Raw genomic sequence first — 18,814 nt, forward strand, 5'->3', positions numbered from 1 at the left:
CTAGGGCATGTCTCCTAAGTCATCAGCCAGATGGTGATGGCGCGTAGGACGACGGCGCCTCGGTAGGTGACAGCGAGCTTGTCGTAGCGGGTGGCGATGCCGCGCCATTGCTTGTGGTCGTTGAAGGAACGCTCGACCACGTTGCGGTCCTTGTACGTCATGGCGTTGAACGCCGGTGGCCTGCCGCCGGCCGAACCGCGCCGCTTGCGGTGCCCGATCTGGTCGGAGGGTTGGGGGATCACCGCCTTGATTCCCCGGTTGCTCAGTGCCGTTCGGTTGCTGCGTGAGGAGTAGGCCTTGTCACCGATGACCGCGACCGGTCGGGTGCGTGGCCGTCCGCGACCGAGCCGGCGCACGGCGAGCTGGGCCAGCAGCGGCTGCAGCATCGTGGAGTCGCCGGCCTGCCCTGGGGTGAGTGCGATGACCAAGGGTCGGCCACGCCCGTCGACGAGCTGGTGGATCTTGGTCGACAAACCTCCACGGGAGCGTCCGATCGCATGATCGGGCGGCTCGTCCCACGGGTTTGTGTAACTCGATTCAGCCCCCTGTGCGGGCCGCGGCTCGTGCCGAACGTGCGGCGCGAGAGTCGCCGACGGGCTGCTCGACCCGGCGGGTGTTGGTGGCGTGCTGGTGGGCGCGGTTGACCGTGGAGTCGACGCTGACCATCCAGTCGATGTCACCGCCTGCGTCGGCCTGGGCCAGCAACCGGGCGTGGATCTTGTCCCAAGTGCCATCGATCGAGAACCGGTGGTGCCGCTTCCAGACCGTCTGCCACGGACCGAACGATTCAGGCAGGTCACGCCAAGCGACACCGGTACGGAACCGGTAGATCACTCCCTCGACCACCTGCCGGTGGTCGCGAAAGGGGCGTGACTTCACCCCGTCCGAACACGGCATCAACGGTGCGATCTGCTCCCATTGAGCGTCGCTGAGCAATCTCTGACGGGACATGTCAGCAGCAAATCAGCCCCCCACGCCCGGACTAAGGAAACACGCCCTAGGGTTCACATTGAGCCCGCTCTGCTCGGTACGGCTGAGTTATCCGGACCAGGCTCCGAGCCGAGCAGGGTCCTGACCGTCTCCTGTCGCTGAGCGCGTGCCGCTGACCGCGCGCTGGTCGGTTGTCGGCATGACCGACCTCACCGCATCCGCCGCCCGCGACCTGACGGGGGAGTGGCGCCTTGCGCTCACCGCCGAGCGCAAGAGCCCCATGACCATCGCCCTCTACCTCGACGCCCTGAGCCGCTACCCAAATTGGGTTAAGACTCAGGACCTGCCGCCGATGCGGCGCACCAGCCTGCAGACCTGGATCACCGACATGCTCACCGCCGGCCGGTCACCCAGCACCGCGCGGATCCGACAGCAGGCCGTACGCCGGTACGCCGCATGGCTCACCGCCGTCGGACACCTCGACGCCGCGCCGTTCCAGGGCATGACGTCACCCAAGCTGGACCAGCCCGTAGTCGACCCGCTCACCGTCGCCCAGGTCCGCGCGCTGCTGGCGACTGCCAGCTCGATCCGGCAGCCCGACCCGGAGGCGCGGTCCCTGCGACACGTGCGGGACGAGGCGATCATCCGGCTGATGGCCGAGACCGGCATCCGGCTCAGCGAGGTCATCGCCCTCACCGCCCGCGACCTCGACCTGGACGCGGGCCTGGTCACCATCCAGCGCGGCAAGGACGGCCGCGGCCGCGTCATCCCGGTCGGCCCCGCCACCACCGCCGCGATCCGCACCTACCTCGCCGTCCGCCGGACGCAGCCGCACGCCGACCGCGAGGAACTCTGGCTCGGCGAACGCCGGTGCGGGCTCGCCGCCGACGCGCTCTACCGGTCCCTGCGCCGCCGCGCCGATCTGGCCGGCATCGCCGGGTTCCGCCCACACCGACTCCGGCACACCGCCGCCCACCGCTGGCTCGCCGCCGGCGGATCCGAGTCCGGCCTGATGGCCATGGCCGGCTGGACCCGCGTTGAGATGCTCATCCGCTACACCCGCGCCCACGCCGGTGAACGCGCCGCCACCGAGGCCCGACGCCTCGACCTGGGCAGCCTCTGACCACGGGCTAGAAGCGGGGGAGGGGCCTTGCCTTGGCGTTTGTGACTTGACTGACTCGGTCGGTCAGTTATTGTGAGAACCGTGGCACGTAGCATTCCTCCAGACAGACTGCCCGCCGTCATCGACGCCGCGGTGGGCGTTTTCGTGACCCACGGCTATCGGCGCACCCAGATGCAGGACATCGCGGACGTCCTCGGGCTGGCAAAGGGCACGCTCTACGGTTACGCCGCTGGCAAAGAGGCGCTGTTCGCCGCCGCCATTTGCTACGGGGACGGACTCGAAGCAATGCCGGACATTAGCGCTCTCCCAGTGCGCGCTCCCGCCGACGGCGAGCTCGCCGAGCTGGTGGCGGGGCGCCTGGCCGCCGAGGTCCCCGACCTGGCTCTCACCAAGGCGCTCGGGCGTCACCGTCTGCCGCGAACTCCCGACGAGGCCGCGGCCGAGCTTTCCGGCATCGTCGTCGACCTCTACGAGCGGCTGTCCCGTAACCGCGTCGCCATCAAGCTCGTCGACCGCTGTGCCCCCGAGCTGCCGGAGCTCGGCAAGGTCTGGTCCGACACTGGCCGCGGCGACCAGATGTCGGGCATGAAGGCCTACCTCGACAGCCGCCATCGGGCCGACCTGCTCGCGCTGCCCGGGCCGGTCGACCTGGTCGCGCGCACGACAGTCGAACTGTGCGTGCTGTGGGGCGTGCACTGCCGCTTCGACCCCGCCCCACTCGCGTCGCCGTCGCCGTACGACGACACCACCGTGGCGACCACCCTCGCCGCGATGATCACCCGCTCGATGAAACCAACCGGAGGTGCCTGATGCCCGTCCTTACCCGCCAATGCTCGCTCGACCGCAGACCCTGGCCGCAACGAGCTCTCTCCATCGCCACCCGACCGCTGACTCGCTACCTCTCCGCGCAGGCCGCCCACCCGCACGGACTCGGCGGTCCACTGATCGGGCGGCTGTGGGTGAAGGAGACCGCGAAGACGAATGACGCCGCCCTCGAACTCCTCGCGCCTCGCCCAGGCGAGGACATCCTCGAGATCGGCTTCGGCCCCGGCCGCACCCTCGGTCTCCTTGTCGAGCGCGGCGCCCGCGTCACGGGCGTGGACGTCTCCGAGGAGATGGTCCGCCTGGCCGGGCGCCGCAACTCCGAGCCCGTCCGGACCGGCGTCCTGACGCTCCATCGAGGGGATGGGGTCACGCTCCCTCTCGATGACGACTCCCAAGACGCGGTGTTCGCGGTCCACAACCTCTACTTCTGGTCCAAGCCTGAGGCCACGATCGCGGAGATCGCCCGCGTCCTGCGTCCCGGTGGCCGAGTCCTCATGGTGTTCCGCGGGCGCGAACACCCACTACCCAACCGGCTCGACCCGGAGGTCTACGCGGACGTCACCACCGACCAGTGCATTGCCTGGCTGGCCAGCGCCGGCCTCGAAGGTCAGTGTCACCACCCCGACGGCGCTCCCTCGGAGGTCTCCTTCGTGTTGGCGAGTGCTCACCGCGAGGCCTTCGCGACCCCGGACAGCACGCACGCTGGACAGGTGTGACGCGCGTTCGGCAATGGCTGACGTCAAGCCACGGACACCTCAGGGCCGGCGGGACAGCGTCACCCAGGTGAACGGCTGAACGGCGCCCCACGGTGTCGTGTGTTCGTCCCGTTCGCTCGATACGAGCTCGAAGTAGTCCGCGAACAGGGCGGCCAGCGAGTCGGCGTCGTGACGGGCGGTAGGGAGACCGGAGCACGCCGTGGGCCCGTCGGGGGCGAAGGTCCCCAGCACGACGACGCCACCCGCGCGGACCGCCCTGGCGGCGAGGTGGACATACGCGGTCTGCGCGGTCGGATCGGTGAGGAAGTGAAAGACGGCGCGGTCGTGCCACACGTCGTACGTCGTCTCTGGCTGCCATTCCAGGAGATCGGTGATGAGGTAGGTGGCACGATCATCGAGCCTGGCCTTCACCGACGCGACGGCGCTCGGGGCGACGTCGAGGACGGTGACGTCGTAGCCGCGCGTCAGGAGCTCGTCGGCGAGAGTGGACGCTCCCGCGCCGATGTCGATGACCCGCCTCGGGGCGGCAGTTGCGGGGATGGCTGCGGTGACGAGACGTACGGACGTCGCCGGCACTGCTTGGTACCAGCTGACGTCGTCGCGGCCCTTGGTCGCGTAGACCCGGTCCCAGTGCTCTTCGCTCACAACGCCATCCTCACCCAACGGCCTTCAAGCATGGCCACAGAACCTGCATGTCCATTGATGCAGGCGGCGCGGCAGGTCGGCCGGGTGGTCCCGGCGACGCGTTAGTGCTAACTTACGTGTTCGTGGTGGCTTACCCGTTAGATGCATGGGCGTTGCTCGGTGATGCGAGCCGGCGCGGGATCATCGAGCGGCTTTCGCTAGGTCCCTGCACGGTGACAGAACTGGCAGCCGAGATGCCGATCAGCCGGCCAGCGGTCAGCCAGCACCTCAAGGTTCTCAAGGACGCCGGGATCGTCGACGACTTTCAGACGGGGCGTCACCGGGTCTACAGCATCGACGCGCAGCGGCTGGACCGGTATCGGCGGCAGCTCGAGCAGTTCTGGGCCGGGGCCCTGGGCAACTTGGCCGCCGGACCTCACGAGCAGGAAAGAGGAGCAGGGTGAGTGTGGAGTCCGACGGGACAGTGCGGCACGAGGTCGTGGTCGGGTTGTCGCAGGAAGCGGCGTTCTGGAGGTTCACTGACCTGGATCGGATCAAGCCGCGCGAGCACAACATGCTGGCGGTTCCCATCGAGCGAACGGTCCTGGAGCAGCACGCCGGCGGCGACGTCTACGATCGCGGCGTCGATGGGACCATCTGCCGCTGGGGGCGCGTCCTAGCCTTCGACCCACCGCGGAGGCTTGCATTTACCTGGGATATCGGGCCGGACTGGCAGGTCGCCGCGGACCTGGCCCGAACGAGCGAGGTCGAGGTCACCTTCGAGGCCGAGGGAGAGGATCGTACCCGCGTCACCCTCGTGCACCGTGGCATCGAACGACACGGCAACGGCTGGGAGACCATGCAAGCCGGCGTCGACGCACCGGACGGATGGCCGCTCTACCTGGCCCGCTACCAGGCCCTCACCCAGGGAGCCGAGGAGTCCGCGTGAGCAAGCCCGACCTCATGGCGCTCGCCGAGGAAGAACGCACCGAGCTCCTGGCACTGCTGCGCACACTCACAGACACCCAGTGGAATGCGCCTTCGCTCTGCAGCCAATGGCGCGTCCGTGACGTCGCCACACACGTCGTCAGCTACGACGAGCTGTCCAAGGCGACCCTCGCGGCCACCTTCCTCCGCGGCGCCCTACGTGTGAGTCGCGTCAACGACGTCGCCCTGAAGCGGTACGACGCCCTCGAACCCGACGACATCATCGACCTCGTCTCCCGCAACACACGCGGACTCACGTCAGGGTTCCGCGGCGGCATCGCGTTGACCGACGGCACCATCCACCACCAAGACATCAGACGCGCTCTCGGCCTTGCACGCACCATCCCGACAAGCCGGCTCCCGGCCGTCCTCGACTTCGCACTCCAGGCCCCGACGCTGCCCGCCAAGAAGCACGCCAAGAACCTGAGCCTGGTCGCGACAGACATCGACTGGAGCACCGGCGAGGGCCCCGAGATCATCGGCACCGCAGAAGCCCTCCTCATGTGTGTGGCCGGTCGCACACAGGCTCTGGATGAGCTGAGCGGCCCCGGGCTGGGGACGCTTCGCTCGCGCGTCGTCAGGACCCGCGCCTCCTAGGATTGTGTTGGAGGAGGCACGCCAGTGACGGATCCTCGGCGATCGACAGGCTGCTGACCCACGCGCTCCGCGACCTGGATCGGGTTCGTGTCGAGCACCTGCGACCTCATCGGCTGTCCCGGGGGCACGGCCAGAGGTGAAGGCCCAGGGGCCACTAGACCGCTGGCGGGGTCGGACGCCACCGCGGCGACGGCGGCGGTGCGCACCGGACGGGTGGTGAGGAACCGGCGGGTGACCGGCACCGATGCCGTGCGGCCTTCCATATCGGCTCACATCCCTTGGGCGAGCGTGGACTGCGCTCGTCTACTTGGGGCCGTGGCCGCCGTGCCCACCGGGCATGGCGAACATCATGGCCGCCATCATCGCGGTGCACAGCAGCGCGGAGAAGATGATGCCGGAGCCAGCCACGCCGGTCAGAAAGAGCAGACCGGCGATGGCCAGCATCGGGATGCAGCAGACGATCATCATCCACCCGTGGCCACCGTGCGCTCCGTGGACACCTTCGTCGGTGCCAGGCTCGTGCCCGGCCTGGCGAGTCTGGGGGGTTGCCGAAGACTGCGTCGAGTACGGCCACTCCTGCGCAGCGCGCAGTGGGTCGTGGTCCATGCCGTTTGGGGTGCTCATGATGTCCTTCCCTTCAGGGAGGCGGGCACGTGGCCCAGCTTGCTGTAGAGCGGGCAGTGGCCGAGGGCGCCGGTAACGACCAGGTCGAGGCCGGCCAGCACCAGTAGCAGTTCGAGGACGACGGCCAAGGTGGATGCGGCGCCGGCGAGCAACACCATTCCGGCCACGGCGCCGAGGCCGCCAATGGCGACGCGGGCGACGCGTTCCGTGGGGGTGATGTTGGTGCTCCAACGGTTACTCATGACTTCCTCCAACTCCTGGTGGACCACTGAGGTACTGGTCCAATTCGAGGGTCTCGCCAGGGGGTAAAGGTACCGGCGTCGTCTGGTGAAGGTTCGCTGAAGAAGCACGTGGCTCCAGAGCGATGGATGCCTCAGTCGTGGTGGCCTTCGTGGTCGGCAGGATCGGGGGTCTGCACGGGGGCGCGGTCCTGGTCCGGATCGTCGTTGCTGATGGCGGGGCCGATGACGAGGGCCGAGAGCGAGAACATCAGCGCGAATGCCCCCAATGCGAGGGCCGGTGCCTTCCACGAGGCGAAGCGCCGGTAGAGGCGTCGGAGCAGCGGTAGGGAGAACACCAGTCCGACCACAGCGAACAGCACGTTGCCGGTCGCGCCTGTCACCAGTACCGCTCCTCCGAGGAGCCCGACGTGGTGCAGCAGGTGGGGGAGCAGGCCCATGATGCCGCCGACGAGGGCGGTCAGCGCGTTCCACACCGTCGCCAGGATGCGAGGGCGCTCGACGTCCGGTTCAGCCGTGGCGAGCGCCTCAGACCCGAAGGGCTCGTCAGCGGCGCCCGGGGCGGGCGGATCGGACATCGTCATCCGCCGGTCCGGTAGGAGAGCGTGGTCATCATGCCGGTCTCGGCGTGGTAGATGTTGTGGCAGTGGGTCGCCCACTGGCCTGGATTGTTGGCATCGAGGTCCACGTCCAGGGTCGTCATGGGGCGCACGATGGCGGTGTCCTTGCGGGCGCCGTTCTTCGTCAGGGCGAAGGTGTGTCCGTGTACGTGCATGGGGTGGAACATCATCGTGTGGTTGACGAACCGCAGCCGGACGCGCTCGCCCTGGGTCAGCTGCAGCGGGTCGGTGTCGGGGAAGGTCCTGCCGTTGATGGTCCAGCGGTAGGGCGCCATGTGACCGCCCAGGACCAGGTCGTGGTTTCGGTCGGTCGGCCGCTGGTCCAGGCGGACCGACTCCGCCGCCGACAACGCGGTCCCGAGCAGCACCTGGCCCGACAGTTCTTGGAGCTTCACGTCGGGACTGGGCGGACGACCAGCGGCGGTGCGGATCACGGCGAGCCCTTGGCCCTGCTTGCCTTCTGCCGAGGCGACCAGGGGGAACACGCCCTCCGCGAGGGTGACGGTGACGTCGAAGCGCTCGCCCATCCCGATGAGCAGCGCGTCGGTGGGCACCGGCACCACGGGGAAGCCGTCACTGTGCGTGACGGTCATGCGGTGCCCACCGACGGCGACCCGAAACGCTGTGTCCGAGCCGGCGTTGACGAAGCGGACCCGAACCCGTTCCCCCGGCTTTGCCGACAGCGTGCCCGGATCCGTGGGGCTGCGGCCGTTGATCAGGTAGTGCGGGTAGGAGATGTCACCGGCACCGCCCAGCAGGGGCGACTGCATGGCCTCCATCCCACCCATCGAGCCGTGGTCCATCCCCTCCATGTCCTGCATGTCGCCCATCGGGTCATGGCCGCCGGCCTGCAACTCGGCCAGGACCTCATCGGGCGTGCGGCCGGTGCCGTCCACCCAATCGTCCAGCACGACGATCCACTCGGCGTCGTACCGCCCCGGTTCGTCCGGGTCGTCGACGACCAGGACGCCGTACAGGCCACGGTCCAGCTGGACGCCGGAGTGCGGGTGGTAGAAGTACGTGCCCGGGTCCGGCGCCGTGAACTCGTACCGGAACTTCTCTCCGGCGGCGATCGGGTCCTGTGTAAGCCCGGGCACGCCGTCCATGTCGTTGCGCAGTGCGAGGCCGTGCCAGTGGACACTGGTTGCGGCCGGCAGCTGGTTGTCGACGTCGACGCGCAGTACGTCGCCGGCGTCGAGCCTGAGCAGTGGTCCAGGCGCGGTGTCGCCGTAGGCCCACGTGTTCACGGTCCGTCCGCCCAGGTCGAGGGTCACCGGTTGCGGAGTGAGCCGGGCGGTGACCAGCCGGCCTCCTGGATTCCGGCGCGCCGCCTCAGCCGCTGCCACCGCGTCATTGGCGGGGCCGACCGCCGTCCCTGTCGGTCGGCTGCAGGAGGCGAGGCCTCCGAGGGCGGCGAGACCCGCGAGGCCGGTGGCTCCGCGCAAGGCGGCGCGGCGGGAGATCTCAGACAAGGTTGGGCTCCTGACTCGTGGTCGGCAAAAGCCGAAGTTGCGAGGTGGGGAGGGCGAGGGTGCTAGTGCGCCGAGGAGCGCAGCACGCTGCTGCGGGCGTGGTACTCGTCCTCGTCGATCTCACCTCGGGCGAACCGCTCGTCGAGGATCTGCGCCGGGTCCCGGTGCTCGGGTGTGGAAGTGTTGGTGCGCTGAGCGTCGCGGAAGATCGCGACGACGGCGAAAACGACCAACGCCCAGAACGCGACCATGGCCACGGTCATAAGAATCCAGCCGCCCCAGCCCAAACCGTCGTGGTACCAGCCCATCATCGTCCTCAGCTCCTTCACGTGGCTCGATTCATCCCACGGTCCCTCGGGCACCCGTGCGTCTCCGTCGCGATCATGTGAAGGTTCGCTGAAGAACTCGCCGGCAGGGGTGCGGGCCGGCAGTTGGCCCGCGGGGGACTGCCACCATGACGGGTATGGGCGAGGACCTGACGGACGGACGGACCGGCTCACCGGCAGCGGGTGCCGCGAGGTCGCGACCCGTCACTGGCCTGCGGGCCATGGTGGTCGAGGACGAGACGCAGCTGGCCGGACTCATCGGCAGCTATCTCGAGCGCGACGGCTTCGAGGTGACAGTGGTCCATCACGGACTGGAGGCAGTGGAGGCCGCCCACGCCGTCGATCCGGACGTCGTGGTGCTGGACCTTGGCCTACCGGGCCTGGACGGAGTGGAGGTCTGTCGGCAGCTGCGCACCTTCTCCGATGCCTACGTCGTCATGCTGACGGCGCGCACCGAGGAGATCGACACACTGATCGGGCTCTCGGTGGGTGCCGACGACTACCTGACCAAACCCTTCAGCCCCCGGGTCCTGATGGCCCGGATCCAGGCCATGTTGCGCCGACCACGCCCATCGGGAGCGGCCGCCGCCTTGGAAGACGCCCGAAGCTTCGGTGCGATAGTCATCGACCCGCTGGGACGCGACGTGTGGCTCGACGGCGAACCAGTGGCGCTGACACGCACCGAGTTCGACCTCCTCGCTGCCCTCAGCGGACGGCCACGGATGGCATTCAGCCGGCGCCAGCTCATCGACGCCGTCTGGGGTCCCAACTGGGTCGGAGACGAGCACTTGGTCGACGTCCACATCGGCCACCTTCGCCGCAAGCTCGACGATGACGCCACCCAAGGCCGGTTCATCCGGACGGTCCGTGGAGTCGGCTACCGGATGGGCACCGGGCAGTGACCACTGCCGCATATCCGGTGGAAACGGGCCGTGTTCGGCCGCGGTTCGCCGCTCGGCTCCTGGTCGCCCAAGCTCTCGTGCTGGTGGCCGGAGCCCTGACCACTTGGCTGGTCGCCTCGGTCGTCGGACCCAGCATCTTCACCGAACACCTCGAACAAGCCGGCGACACCCACACCGCCGAGGAGACCCGGCACGTCGAGGAAGCCTTCGCCTCGGCGCTGGTCCTCTCGGTCGCACTGGCGCTGCTCGCCTCTGTTCTCGCGGCGCTGGCGGTCTCGTGGTACTTCAGCCGTCGCGTGCAGCGCTCGATCGGCAACGTAGCCGCCGCAGCAGCGCAGATCGCCGACGGTCGTTACGACGCACGGGTGCCCGATCCAGGTTTGGGCGGCGAGTTCGCGTCGCTGGCACTGACCTACAACCGGCTCGCCGAGCGTCTCGGGGCTACGGAGTCGAGTCGGCGCAGCATGCTGGCCGACCTGGCCCACGAGATGCGCACGCCCCTGGCCACGATCGACGCACACCTCGAGGCTGTCGAGGACGGCATCCGAGCCCTGGACGATGACACCTTGGGCGTGATCCGGGGCTCGACAGGCCGCTTGCGGCGCCTCGCCGAGGACATGACAGCCGTCTCCCGGGCGGAGGAAGGACTCGACGTCACCCTGAGACCGATGGCCGCTGCTGCACTGGCTGCGGCGGCCGCCGAGGTCGCCCAAGACCGTTACGCCGCCAAGGGGGTACAGCTTCGTACCGAGTTCGACGAAGCCGGCCAGGTCCGCGTCGACAGCGACCGCTTCGGACAGGTGCTCGGAAATCTGCTCGACAACGCACTACGCCACACACCCGAGGGCGGGACCGTGACGCTGGCCTGCCGCCGGATCGATCACTGGGTCGAGTACCGGGTCGCCGACACCGGTCAGGGAGTCGCAGCGGAGCACCTGCCCCACCTCTTCGACAGGTTCTTCCGCGCCGACACAGCCCGCGATCGTCGCCATGGCGGATCGGGCATCGGGCTGGCCATCGCCAAGGCGCTGGTCGACGCGCATGGTGGTGGTATCTCGGTGACCAGCGCTGGGACTGGACTCGGCGCCACGTTCACGGTCCGGCTGCCCGGCATCCACTAGGCCCTTCGGCCCAGTCGTCGGGACCAACGGCCCGGCATCTTCAGGGAACCTTCACACAACCTCGCGGGTTTTCGCCGAGGACTTCGCCGACGCTCGGGGGTGTCGAACCAGCGCGCCTAGGGAGAACCCATGTCATCACCCACGCCGAAACTCGAGCCGGCCCGGATCACCGTGGTGGAGAGCGAGGCCTGCCACTTCTGCGAGGACGCGCACCGAGCGCTGGAAGCGTTCGCCGCCAGCTACCCTGTCGCGCTTGACACGCTGGACGCGCGCAGTGCCGCCGGCCGAGAGCTGATCGCGCGCCACCGCGCGGCGATGACCCCGTTGGTCCTGCTCGAGGACGCCTTCTTCAGCAGCGGACGCTTGCCGCGACGCAAGCTCGACAAGCTCCTGAGGGACAGATTCGGCAACACCGGCGCCCCTCTCAGTTCCGCGGGGGAGTCCCACCATGGGTGACCTGCTCACCACCGGGTCGGTTCTCGCGGCCTTCTTCGCTGGCGGCGTCGCCCTGTTCGCACCCTGCTGCATCGTCTTCCTCGCCCCTTCCTACCTGGCCGTGGCGGTCAAGAACCGGCGGTGGCGACTGCTGCCGCTCACCTTCGTGTTCGCCGCCGGCCTTGCACTGGTGCTCGTTCCGATCACGCTGGGCATGAGCCTGATCGCCTCGACCATCGCCAACTACCACGCGCCGCTTTACTACGCCGGCGGAGCGCTGATGCTCGCGTTGGCGGGGCTGAGTCTGTCCGGCCGCATGGTCAGCCTGCCGTCGTTCCTGCGTGCCCCCGACACGACTCGTGGAGACTCAGCGAGCTTCTTCGCGCTCGGCGTCTTCTCCGGGATCGCCAGCTCGTGTTGCGCCCCGGTGCTGGTCGGGGTCATGACCCTGTCTGCACTTTCTGGCTCCGCCGTCGGCGGAGCGACGCTCGGCCTCGCCTACACCTTCGGCATGGTGTTCCCCCTGTTCGTGATGGCCCTGCTGTGGGACCGCTTCGGACTCGGCGAGCGTCGCTTCCTGCAGGCCCGGCCCGTCCGGCTTCGGCTCGCCGGCAAGGTGCTGGCTACCAACACCATCAACCTCGCCGTCGCAGTTGCGTTCGCCGTCATGGGTGGCTTCGTCATCTACCTGGCCAACACCGGACAGATGACCGGCGGCCCTGGATTCCAGGTCTCCATCGGCAAGGGACTGTCCGAGGTCTTCGTCCGCATCGAGAAGTGGGCCGACCCAGTCCCAGAGCCCGTGCTCGCACTCGCCGTGCTCGGGCTCGCGGCGGTCTTCGTCGCCGCCACCCTCCGAGACCGGCACCACACAGACCGATCGACCGGCGAGGAGCACGACCACGCCTGCCACGGCTCAAGCGCCGAGACCCACCCCGAACCCCACCACTGACCCGGACGCTGGAGGAACACGTCATGTCGCACAAAGCCGCCGAGCAATCGCGCAAGGAACGCCTCCTGCGCGCCGAACAGGCCGCCCGGACAGCGCGTCGGCGTCGGTTGCGCATCGGCATCGGGGCAACCACCGCATTGGCGCTCGTCGCGGTTGTCACGGCCATGATGCTCACGTCGCGGCCCGAGTCATCCGATGCGATCCGCACCGCCCCCGACTTCACTCTCATCGACACCGACGGCACCCAGCACACCCTGGCCCAGCACCGCGGCCAGAACGTGCTCCTGTACTTCTCTGAGGGCGCCGGCTGTCAGTCCTGCATCGTCCAGATGGGTGAGATCGAGAAGATGGCCGACGCCTACGGTCGGGAGGACGTCACCGTGCTGCCGATCGTCATGAACACCCGCGAGCAGATCACTGCCGACATGGCCGCCAATGGAGTCACAACCCCCTTCCTGCTCGACGACGGCACGGTGTCCGAGGCCTACGGCACTCTCGGCAAGGGCATGCACGGCGGCCTGCCAGGCCACAGCTTCGTGCTCATCGACAAGAAGGGCCAGCAACGCTGGTACGGCGAGTACCCCTCCATGTGGCTGGCACCCGACGCCTTGCTCGATGAAGTCCGCAACCGACTTGGAGCCTGACCCTCAAACCGGGGGAACCGCCGCCTTCATGAAGGTTCGGTGAAGGTCTTCTCGAGACTCTTGTCCTAGTACCCCCCCGGGGTACCTTGGTTCTAGAGGGTCACATACCCCAACGGGGTACTCAGTCAAGAGGATCGCCATGGCCATGGAACCGGGATACATCACCGAGAAGCAGGCACTCCTGAGCCGGCTTCGTCGGATCGAGGGCCAGATCCGCGGCCTGCAGCGCCTCGTGAACGAGGAGCAGTACTGCATCGACATCCTCACCCAGGTCTCGGCCGCCACGAAGGCTCTCGAAGGCGTCGCCCTGCTTCTCCTCGACCAGCACCTCGAGCACTGTCTGACACACGCCACCGACCCTGCCGAGGCCAAGCAGAAGCTCAACGAGGCCTCCGCAGCGATCCGACGACTTGTCCGCTCATGATCCATCCGCCCAATCAAGGAGCACCGATGCCCACGACAGACACCAGCCACGATCTCCAGTTGCTCGACACCTTCGATGCCGGTGGTGGGTGCGGCTGCGGGGGATGCGGCTGCGAAACCGGCAACGAGACCGGACGATCCACCGGCACCGCCGCTGGGTCGTCCGCCGTTACCACAACGAAGGAGGCCGACATGACCACCAATACCTACTCCGTCACCGGCATGACCTGCGGTCACTGCGCCAGTGCCGTCACCAGCGAGCTGAAGACCCTCGATGGGGTCATCGACGTCGCCGTAGAGCTCGTCGCCGGCGGCACCTCGTCCGTCACCGTCACCAGCACCCAGCCGCTCGACCAGGCGCAGGTGGCCGCCGCCCTGGACGAGGCCGGCGACTACCAGCTCACCTGAGGAGCCAAACCCCGGGTCCAACCACGATCCCTGCAGGAGAGACAGCCATGACACGTCACACCACCACAACCGGTGACCTGAGCGACGTCGAGCTCGCCATCGGTGGGATGACGTGTGCGTCCTGCGCCGCGCGGATCGAGAAGAAGCTGAACAAGCTCGACGGCGTCTCAGCCACGGTCAACTACGCCACCGAGAAAGCCAAGGTCAGCTACCCGAGCACCCTCACCACCGACGAGCTGGTCGGTGTGGTCGAGGCAACCGGCTACACCGCGACCGTGCCAACTCCACGACGCGAGGACGCGGCTCCGACCAACACCGAGCCGGACGCTCGCGACGCCGTTGCCGCGGGCTGGTGGCAACGGCTCGTCGTCTCGGCCGCCCTGACCGTGCCGGTCCTGGCCCTCTCGATGATCCCTGCGCTGCAGTTCGACAACTGGCAGTGGATCTCGCTGACCCTGGCCTCACCCGTCGTCGTCTGGGGCGCTTGGCCGTTCCACCGCGCCGCGGTGACCAACGCCCGGCACGGCGCGGCCACCATGGACACCCTGATCTCTGTAGGGGTCTCGGCCGCCTGGCTGTGGTCGCTGTGGGCACTGCTGTTCACCCACGCTGGCATGACCGGGATGCGGATGCCGTTCGACCTCTTCCCCGACGGGGAGGCTGGCGTCCACATCTACCTCGAGGTGGCCGCGGCTGTGACCACCTTCATCATCGCCGGCCGCTACTTCGAGGCGCGCGCAAAGCGACAGTCAGGTGCGGCGCTGCGTGCCCTGCTCGACATGGGCTCGAAGGACGTCGCAGTTCTTCGTGACGGGGGAGAGGTGCGCATCGCCGTGAACCAGCTCGTCGTCGGCGACCGGTTCGTCGTACGCCCTGGAGAGAAGATCGCCACCGACGGAGTGGTCGAGGTGGGCACCTCCGCCGTCGACGCCTCGATGCTCACGGGGGAACCCGTGCCGGTCGAGGTCAGCCCAGGTGACAGCGTCGTCGGTGCCACCGTGAATGCCGGCGGCCGATTGGTGGTCTCCGCCACCCGGGTCGGAGCCGACACCCAACTGGCTCAGATGGCCCGACTCGTCGAGGACGCCCAGAACGGCAAAGCCCAGGTCCAACGGCTCGCTGACCGGGTATCGGCAGTCTTCGTGCCCATCGTGATCGCCCTGTCGTTGGCGACCCTGGGCGGCTGGCTGCTGACCGGCCACACCGTCACCGCTGCCTTCACCGCCGCGGTCGCGGTCCTGATCATCGCCTGCCCCTGCGCTCTTGGCCTGGCTACCCCGACCGCCCTCCTCGTCGGGACCGGCCGCGGCGCCCAGCTAGGCGTCCTGATCAAGGGTCCCGAGGTCCTCGAGTCCACCCGGGTCGTCGACACCATCGTGCTGGACAAAACCGGCACCGTGACCACCGGACGGATGGAGCTCGCCGACGTGATCACCGCCGCCGGTGTCGACCCCGACGAGCTGCTCCTCCTGGTCGGCGCGCTCGAGCACGCCTCCGAGCACCCGATCGGCCAGGCCGTCGCCACCGGGGCGGTGAACCGCCTCGGCAAGCGGCTGCCGGAAGTTGAGGGCTTCACCTCAACCCAAGGTCTCGGAGTCGTGGGCGTCGTCGAGGGTCACGCGGTCGTGGCCGGGCGGCCAGCCTGGCTGGCGACCCAGTGGAGCCAACCTCTCGACGAGCGCCTGGCTGACACGGTCGATATTGCCGAGCAACAGGGCCGCACCGTGATCGCAGTCGGTTGGGACGGCGCGGCTCGTGGTGTCGTGGTGGTCTCCGACACCATCAAGCCCACCAGCGCCCAGGCCGTTGCCGAGCTCAAGGACCTCGGACTCCGGCCGGTGCTGCTCACCGGAGACAACGAACGTGCGGCCCGTGCCGTCGCCGCGGAAGTGGGCATCGACGAGGTCATCGCCGGAGTGCTGCCGGCCGACAAGGTCGCGGTCGTCGAACGTCTCCAACGCGAGGGCCGCACCGTCGCGATGGTCGGCGACGGAGTCAACGACGCCGCCGCGCTGGCCACCTCAGACCTAGGCATCGCCATGGGCACTGGCACCGACGTGGCCATCGAGGCCTCCGACCTGACGCTGGTGCGCGGCGACCTCCGCGCCGCCGTCGACGCTATCCGGCTTTCGCGCCGCACCTTGCGCACCATCCAAGGCAACCTGTTCTGGGCCTTCGCCTACAACGTCGCCGCCCTACCTCTCGCGGCAGTCGGCCTGCTCAACCCCCTCATCGCCGGCGCAGCCATGGCCTTCTCCTCGGTGTTTGTGGTGTCCAACAGCCTGCGGCTGCGCCGGTTCCAGGCCGTCTCCACGACCCCCACACCTCACCCGGACGCAAGTCACGACCGGGCCGCCGCCGGTGTCCTCCCCAGGAAGGCAGACCGATGACCGCGCACGCACACCCCGAGCGCCGCCACGACCACGAACAAGCAGAAGGCAGCGGAACCGCCACCGCGGTGCTCGAGGTGTCCGGGGTCCAATGGGCCACTAGCAAGAACGTGGCCGAGGCCGTCCTGTCACGACGACCTGGGGTCCACTCGGTCGACGCCAACCCAGTCGCGCAGACCGCCACCGTGACCTACGACCCGAAACGCACCAACCTCACCGAACTGAGGGACTGGGTGCGCGAGTGCGGCTTCCACTGCGCCGGCCAGTCGGTCCCTCACCACGTGTGCGACCCGATGACCGAACCCACGGCGGCTCCCGGACTGGACGAGCGCGTCACCCATGACGCCCACGCGGGGCACGCCATGGCGCCCGGATCCCCGGTGAGCTCGCCCCACGACGCGATGGGCCACGGCGGTCACGGGTCGATGTCGATGGCCGACATGGTTCGCGACATGCGGAACAGGTTCCTCGTCGCCGCCCTTCTCTCGGTCCCCATCCTGTTGTGGTCGCCGATCGGCCGCGAGGTGCTCAACTTCAACACCGCCGCCCCCTTCGGCCTCCGCGACGACGTGTTCAGCCTGCTGCTGTCGCTGCCGGTCGTCTTCTACTCCGCCTGGATCTTCTTCGACGGCGCCTGGCGGGCCCTGCGCGCACGAACCCTCGACATGATGGTGCTCGTCGCGGTCGCCGTCGGAGCGGGCTGGTCGTACTCGCTCGGAGTCACGCTGACCGGTGGCGGCGAGGTGTTCTACGAGGCGGCCACGGTGCTGACCGCGTTCGTGCTGCTCGGCCACTGGTTCGAGATGCGCGCCCGTGGCGGCGCCAACGACGCCATCCGAACCCTGCTCGACCTGGCCCCACCCCAGGCGCTCGTCATCCGCGACGGCGAACCGGTCGAGATCTCCACCTCAGACGTCGTTGTCGGCGACCTGCTCCTGATCCGCCCCGGCGCCAAGATCGCCACCGACGGGGTCGTCGAGGAGGGTGAGTCCGACGTCGACGAGGCGATGGTCACCGGCGAGAGCCTCCCCGTGACCAAGCTGCCGGGCGACCCGGTCATCGGAGCCACGGTCAACACCACCGGCACCCTGAGGGTCCGGGCCGCCAAGGTCGGAGCCGACACCGCCCTGGCCCAGATCGTCGCGCTCGTCCAGCAGGCGCAGAACTCCAAGGCTCCCGGACAGCGACTGGCCGACAAGGCCGCGTTCTGGCTCGTTCTGGTCGCCCTGGTCGGTGGGGTCGGAACGTTCCTGGTCTGGTTGGCGGCGGGCGCGAGCGTGCAGACAGCTTTGTTGTTCGCGATCACCGTCGTGGTGATCACCTGCCCCGATGCCCTCGGCCTGGCAACACCGACCGCGATCATGGTCGGCTCCGGGCTGGGCGCCAAGCGCGGCATCCTGTTCAAGAACGCCACGGCGATTGAGACCTCGGCCCGCATCGACACCGTTGTGATGGACAAGACCGGCACGCTGACCAAAGGTGAGCCAGAAGTCACCGACGTCGTCGTTGGCCCCGGTGTCGACGAGCAACGTGTCCTCGCGTTGGCCGGCGCTCTCGAACGCGAGTCCGAGCACCCGCTCGCCCAGGCAGTAGTGCGCCATGTCGACGCGGAAGGCGTCCCACGCCTGCGCGCCACCGGGTTCCGCAACGTCACCGGGATCGGTGCGTTGGCCGAGGTCGACGGACACAAGGTGGCGATCGGCAACCTGCGCCTCATGCAGTCCGAAGGGATCTCGGTCGAGGCCCTCGCGGCCAAGCGCGACGAGATCGCCGCCGGTGGCCGCACCGCCGTGTTCGTCGGCGTCGACGACACGGCCGTCGCGGTGATCGGGATCGCCGACGCGGTGCGCGAGACCTCGGCCGCCGCCGTCGCGGCGATGCACGAGGCCGGCATCAGGGTCGTCATGCTCACCGGCGACAACCAGGCGACCGCCGAACGCATCGCCGAGGAGCTGGGAATCGACACCGTGATCGCCGAGGTGCTCCCCGAGGACAAGGCCCGCCACGTGCAGCGACTCCAGGGCGAGGGGCGGGTCGTCGCCATGGTCGGCGACGGCGTCAACGACTCTCCGTCCCTGGTGCGGGCCGACGTCGGCATCGCTGTCGGCGCCGGCACCGATGTCGCGATCGAGGCCGCCGATGTCGTCCTCATGCGGTCCGACCCCCTGGACGTGCCCGTGGCGCTCACGATCGGACGGGGCACCCTGCGCAAGATGCGACAGAACCTCGGATGGGCCGTCGGCTACAACGCGATCGCGCTGCCGATCGCCGCCGGCGTCTTCGAACCCGCGTTCGGCCTGGTGCTGCGACCCGAGATCGCTGCCCTGTCGATGTCTGGGTCTAGCTTCTTGGTGGCAGTCAACGCACTGCTGCTCAAGCGACTTCGGCTGTCTGCACAGCCCTCCGGGGCCCAACCCGCTAAGCGCTCGCAGCTTCAGCCGACCCCGTGACGTGGC

21 protein-coding genes and 1 pseudogene are annotated in these 18,814 nt (G+C 68.7%); 15 read left to right on the forward strand and 7 right to left on the reverse strand.

What is annotated here, in order from left to right; genetic code table 11:
- Positions 1 to 14: 14 nt before the first annotated feature.
- Positions 15 to 951, reverse strand: a pseudogene (locus G514_RS0108865) (IS5 family transposase).
- Between the two features lie 178 nt (positions 952 to 1,129).
- Here G514_RS0108865 and G514_RS0108875 point away from each other — a divergent pair.
- The 3 genes from G514_RS0108875 (at position 1,130) to G514_RS25725 (ending at position 3,594) form a co-directional block, all read left to right on the forward strand.
- On the forward strand, positions 1,130 to 2,053 hold the full coding sequence (locus G514_RS0108875; protein ID WP_051247198.1) for a tyrosine-type recombinase/integrase: 924 nt from the start codon (positions 1,130 to 1,132) through the stop codon (positions 2,051 to 2,053).
- A gap of 81 nt (positions 2,054 to 2,134) precedes the next feature.
- Positions 2,135 to 2,863 carry a TetR/AcrR family transcriptional regulator gene (locus G514_RS0108880; RefSeq protein ID WP_028651470.1) on the forward strand — a complete coding sequence of 243 codons (729 nt, stop codon included), beginning with the start codon at positions 2,135 to 2,137 and terminating at the stop codon, positions 2,861 to 2,863.
- A gap of 149 nt (positions 2,864 to 3,012) precedes the next feature.
- Positions 3,013 to 3,594 (forward strand): class I SAM-dependent methyltransferase, encoded by a 582-nt coding sequence (locus G514_RS25725; RefSeq protein ID WP_169576350.1) that lies wholly within the window; start codon positions 3,013 to 3,015, stop codon positions 3,592 to 3,594.
- A 39-nt stretch (positions 3,595 to 3,633) separates the two neighbouring features.
- Here G514_RS25725 and G514_RS0108890 read toward each other — a convergent pair whose 3' ends face one another.
- The gene (locus G514_RS0108890; protein ID WP_028651471.1) at positions 3,634 to 4,239 is read right to left on the reverse strand and encodes a class I SAM-dependent methyltransferase; all 606 of its coding nucleotides are present in this window, start codon (positions 4,237 to 4,239) and stop codon (positions 3,634 to 3,636) included.
- A 47-nt stretch (positions 4,240 to 4,286) separates the two neighbouring features.
- Between G514_RS0108890 and G514_RS25730 the strand changes: the two genes are divergently transcribed.
- The 3 genes from G514_RS25730 to G514_RS0108905 are packed head-to-tail and all read left to right on the forward strand — an operon-like array spanning position 4,287 to position 5,802.
- Entirely contained in the window at positions 4,287 to 4,682 is a 396-nt protein-coding gene (locus G514_RS25730) for an ArsR/SmtB family transcription factor (RefSeq protein ID WP_084151890.1), read from the forward strand.
- 2 nt (positions 4,683 to 4,684) lie between these two features.
- The gene (locus G514_RS0108900) at positions 4,685 to 5,167 is read left to right on the forward strand and encodes an SRPBCC family protein (RefSeq protein ID WP_245582146.1); all 483 of its coding nucleotides are present in this window, start codon (positions 4,685 to 4,687) and stop codon (positions 5,165 to 5,167) included.
- Complete coding sequence (locus G514_RS0108905) at positions 5,164 to 5,802, forward strand: maleylpyruvate isomerase family mycothiol-dependent enzyme (RefSeq protein WP_028651473.1); 639 nt, start codon at positions 5,164 to 5,166, stop codon at positions 5,800 to 5,802. Before G514_RS0108900 ends, G514_RS0108905 begins: the two co-directional genes overlap by 4 nt.
- A 303-nt stretch (positions 5,803 to 6,105) precedes the next feature.
- On the opposite strand, the gene G514_RS30885 is transcribed toward G514_RS0108905, so the two are convergent.
- The 5 genes from G514_RS30885 to G514_RS0108930 all read right to left on the reverse strand — a co-directional run bounded on the left by G514_RS30885 (position 6,106) and on the right by G514_RS0108930 (position 9,086).
- A complete protein-coding gene (locus G514_RS30885; protein WP_211222092.1) occupies positions 6,106 to 6,267 on the reverse strand; it encodes a hypothetical protein in 162 nt (53 codons plus the stop codon).
- A gap of 155 nt (positions 6,268 to 6,422) precedes the next feature.
- Positions 6,423 to 6,668, reverse strand: a complete 246-nt coding sequence (locus tag G514_RS0108915; RefSeq protein WP_028651474.1) for a YgaP family membrane protein — start codon at positions 6,666 to 6,668, stop codon at positions 6,423 to 6,425.
- Positions 6,669 to 6,799: 131 nt separating this feature from the next.
- Positions 6,800 to 7,243 (reverse strand): hypothetical protein, encoded by a 444-nt coding sequence (locus tag G514_RS0108920; RefSeq protein ID WP_028651475.1) that lies wholly within the window; start codon positions 7,241 to 7,243, stop codon positions 6,800 to 6,802.
- A 2-nt stretch (positions 7,244 to 7,245) separates the two neighbouring features.
- Positions 7,246 to 8,757, reverse strand: a complete 1,512-nt coding sequence (locus G514_RS0108925) for a multicopper oxidase family protein (RefSeq protein WP_028651476.1) — start codon at positions 8,755 to 8,757, stop codon at positions 7,246 to 7,248.
- Between the two features lie 62 nt (positions 8,758 to 8,819).
- The gene (locus G514_RS0108930; RefSeq protein WP_211222093.1) at positions 8,820 to 9,086 is read right to left on the reverse strand and encodes an SHOCT domain-containing protein; all 267 of its coding nucleotides are present in this window, start codon (positions 9,084 to 9,086) and stop codon (positions 8,820 to 8,822) included.
- A gap of 134 nt (positions 9,087 to 9,220) precedes the next feature.
- Here G514_RS0108930 and G514_RS0108935 point away from each other — a divergent pair, with 134 nt between their 5' ends.
- The 9 genes from G514_RS0108935 to G514_RS25750 all read left to right on the forward strand — a co-directional run bounded on the left by G514_RS0108935 (position 9,221) and on the right by G514_RS25750 (position 18,808).
- A complete protein-coding gene (locus tag G514_RS0108935; RefSeq protein ID WP_425411434.1) occupies positions 9,221 to 9,985 on the forward strand; it encodes a response regulator in 765 nt (254 codons plus the stop codon).
- Positions 9,982 to 11,106, forward strand: coding sequence for a sensor histidine kinase (locus G514_RS0108940; RefSeq protein ID WP_084151896.1), 1,125 nt, complete (start codon positions 9,982 to 9,984; stop codon positions 11,104 to 11,106). The genes G514_RS0108935 and G514_RS0108940 overlap by 4 nt, the downstream gene beginning before the upstream one ends.
- Before the next feature lie 129 nt (positions 11,107 to 11,235).
- Positions 11,236 to 11,562: a hypothetical protein gene (locus G514_RS25740; protein WP_051247165.1), complete on the forward strand. Its 327-nt coding sequence runs from the start codon at positions 11,236 to 11,238 to the stop codon at positions 11,560 to 11,562.
- Positions 11,555 to 12,493, forward strand: coding sequence for a cytochrome c biogenesis CcdA family protein (locus G514_RS0108950; protein WP_028651480.1), 939 nt, complete (start codon positions 11,555 to 11,557; stop codon positions 12,491 to 12,493). The genes G514_RS25740 and G514_RS0108950 overlap by 8 nt, the downstream gene beginning before the upstream one ends.
- 23 nt (positions 12,494 to 12,516) lie before the next feature.
- Positions 12,517 to 13,137, forward strand: coding sequence for a peroxiredoxin family protein (locus G514_RS0108955; protein ID WP_028651481.1), 621 nt, complete (start codon positions 12,517 to 12,519; stop codon positions 13,135 to 13,137).
- 145 nt (positions 13,138 to 13,282) lie between these two features.
- Entirely contained in the window at positions 13,283 to 13,561 is a 279-nt protein-coding gene (locus tag G514_RS0108960; RefSeq protein ID WP_245582147.1) for a metal-sensitive transcriptional regulator, read from the forward strand.
- 26 nt (positions 13,562 to 13,587) lie between these two features.
- A complete protein-coding gene (locus tag G514_RS31340; protein ID WP_342662572.1) occupies positions 13,588 to 13,968 on the forward strand; it encodes a heavy-metal-associated domain-containing protein in 381 nt (126 codons plus the stop codon).
- A gap of 47 nt (positions 13,969 to 14,015) precedes the next feature.
- On the forward strand, positions 14,016 to 16,358 hold the full coding sequence (locus G514_RS25745; protein WP_084151898.1) for a heavy metal translocating P-type ATPase: 2,343 nt from the start codon (positions 14,016 to 14,018) through the stop codon (positions 16,356 to 16,358).
- Entirely contained in the window at positions 16,355 to 18,808 is a 2,454-nt protein-coding gene (locus G514_RS25750) for a heavy metal translocating P-type ATPase (RefSeq protein WP_084151900.1), read from the forward strand. The genes G514_RS25745 and G514_RS25750 overlap by 4 nt, the downstream gene beginning before the upstream one ends.
- Positions 18,809 to 18,814 lie beyond the last annotated feature (6 nt).

It is taken from the genome of Nocardioides halotolerans DSM 19273 (assembly GCF_000422805.1).
GTDB lineage: Bacteria > Actinomycetota > Actinomycetes > Propionibacteriales > Nocardioidaceae > Nocardioides > Nocardioides halotolerans.

Coding starts and splice junctions, on each gene's coding strand:
- G514_RS0108950 (WP_028651480.1), top strand. CDS start 11,555: ATGGGTGACCTGCTCACCACCGGGTCGGTTCTCGCGGCCTTCTTCGCT.
- G514_RS25745 (WP_084151898.1), top strand. CDS start 14,016: ATGACACGTCACACCACCACAACCGGTGACCTGAGCGACGTCGAGCTC.
- G514_RS0108915 (WP_028651474.1), bottom strand. CDS start 6,668: ATGAGTAACCGTTGGAGCACCAACATCACCCCCACGGAACGCGTCGCC.
- G514_RS0108955 (WP_028651481.1), top strand. CDS start 12,517: ATGTCGCACAAAGCCGCCGAGCAATCGCGCAAGGAACGCCTCCTGCGC.
- G514_RS0108960 (WP_245582147.1), top strand. CDS start 13,283: ATGGAACCGGGATACATCACCGAGAAGCAGGCACTCCTGAGCCGGCTT.
- G514_RS0108875 (WP_051247198.1), top strand. CDS start 1,130: ATGACCGACCTCACCGCATCCGCCGCCCGCGACCTGACGGGGGAGTGG.
- G514_RS30885 (WP_211222092.1), bottom strand. CDS start 6,267: ATGATCGTCTGCTGCATCCCGATGCTGGCCATCGCCGGTCTGCTCTTT.
- G514_RS25740 (WP_051247165.1), top strand. CDS start 11,236: ATGTCATCACCCACGCCGAAACTCGAGCCGGCCCGGATCACCGTGGTG.
- G514_RS31340 (WP_342662572.1), top strand. CDS start 13,588: ATGCCCACGACAGACACCAGCCACGATCTCCAGTTGCTCGACACCTTC.
- G514_RS0108935 (WP_425411434.1), top strand. CDS start 9,221: ATGGGCGAGGACCTGACGGACGGACGGACCGGCTCACCGGCAGCGGGT.
- G514_RS0108920 (WP_028651475.1), bottom strand. CDS start 7,243: ATGTCCGATCCGCCCGCCCCGGGCGCCGCTGACGAGCCCTTCGGGTCT.
- G514_RS25750 (WP_084151900.1), top strand. CDS start 16,355: ATGACCGCGCACGCACACCCCGAGCGCCGCCACGACCACGAACAAGCA.
- G514_RS25730 (WP_084151890.1), top strand. CDS start 4,287: ATGTCCATTGATGCAGGCGGCGCGGCAGGTCGGCCGGGTGGTCCCGGC.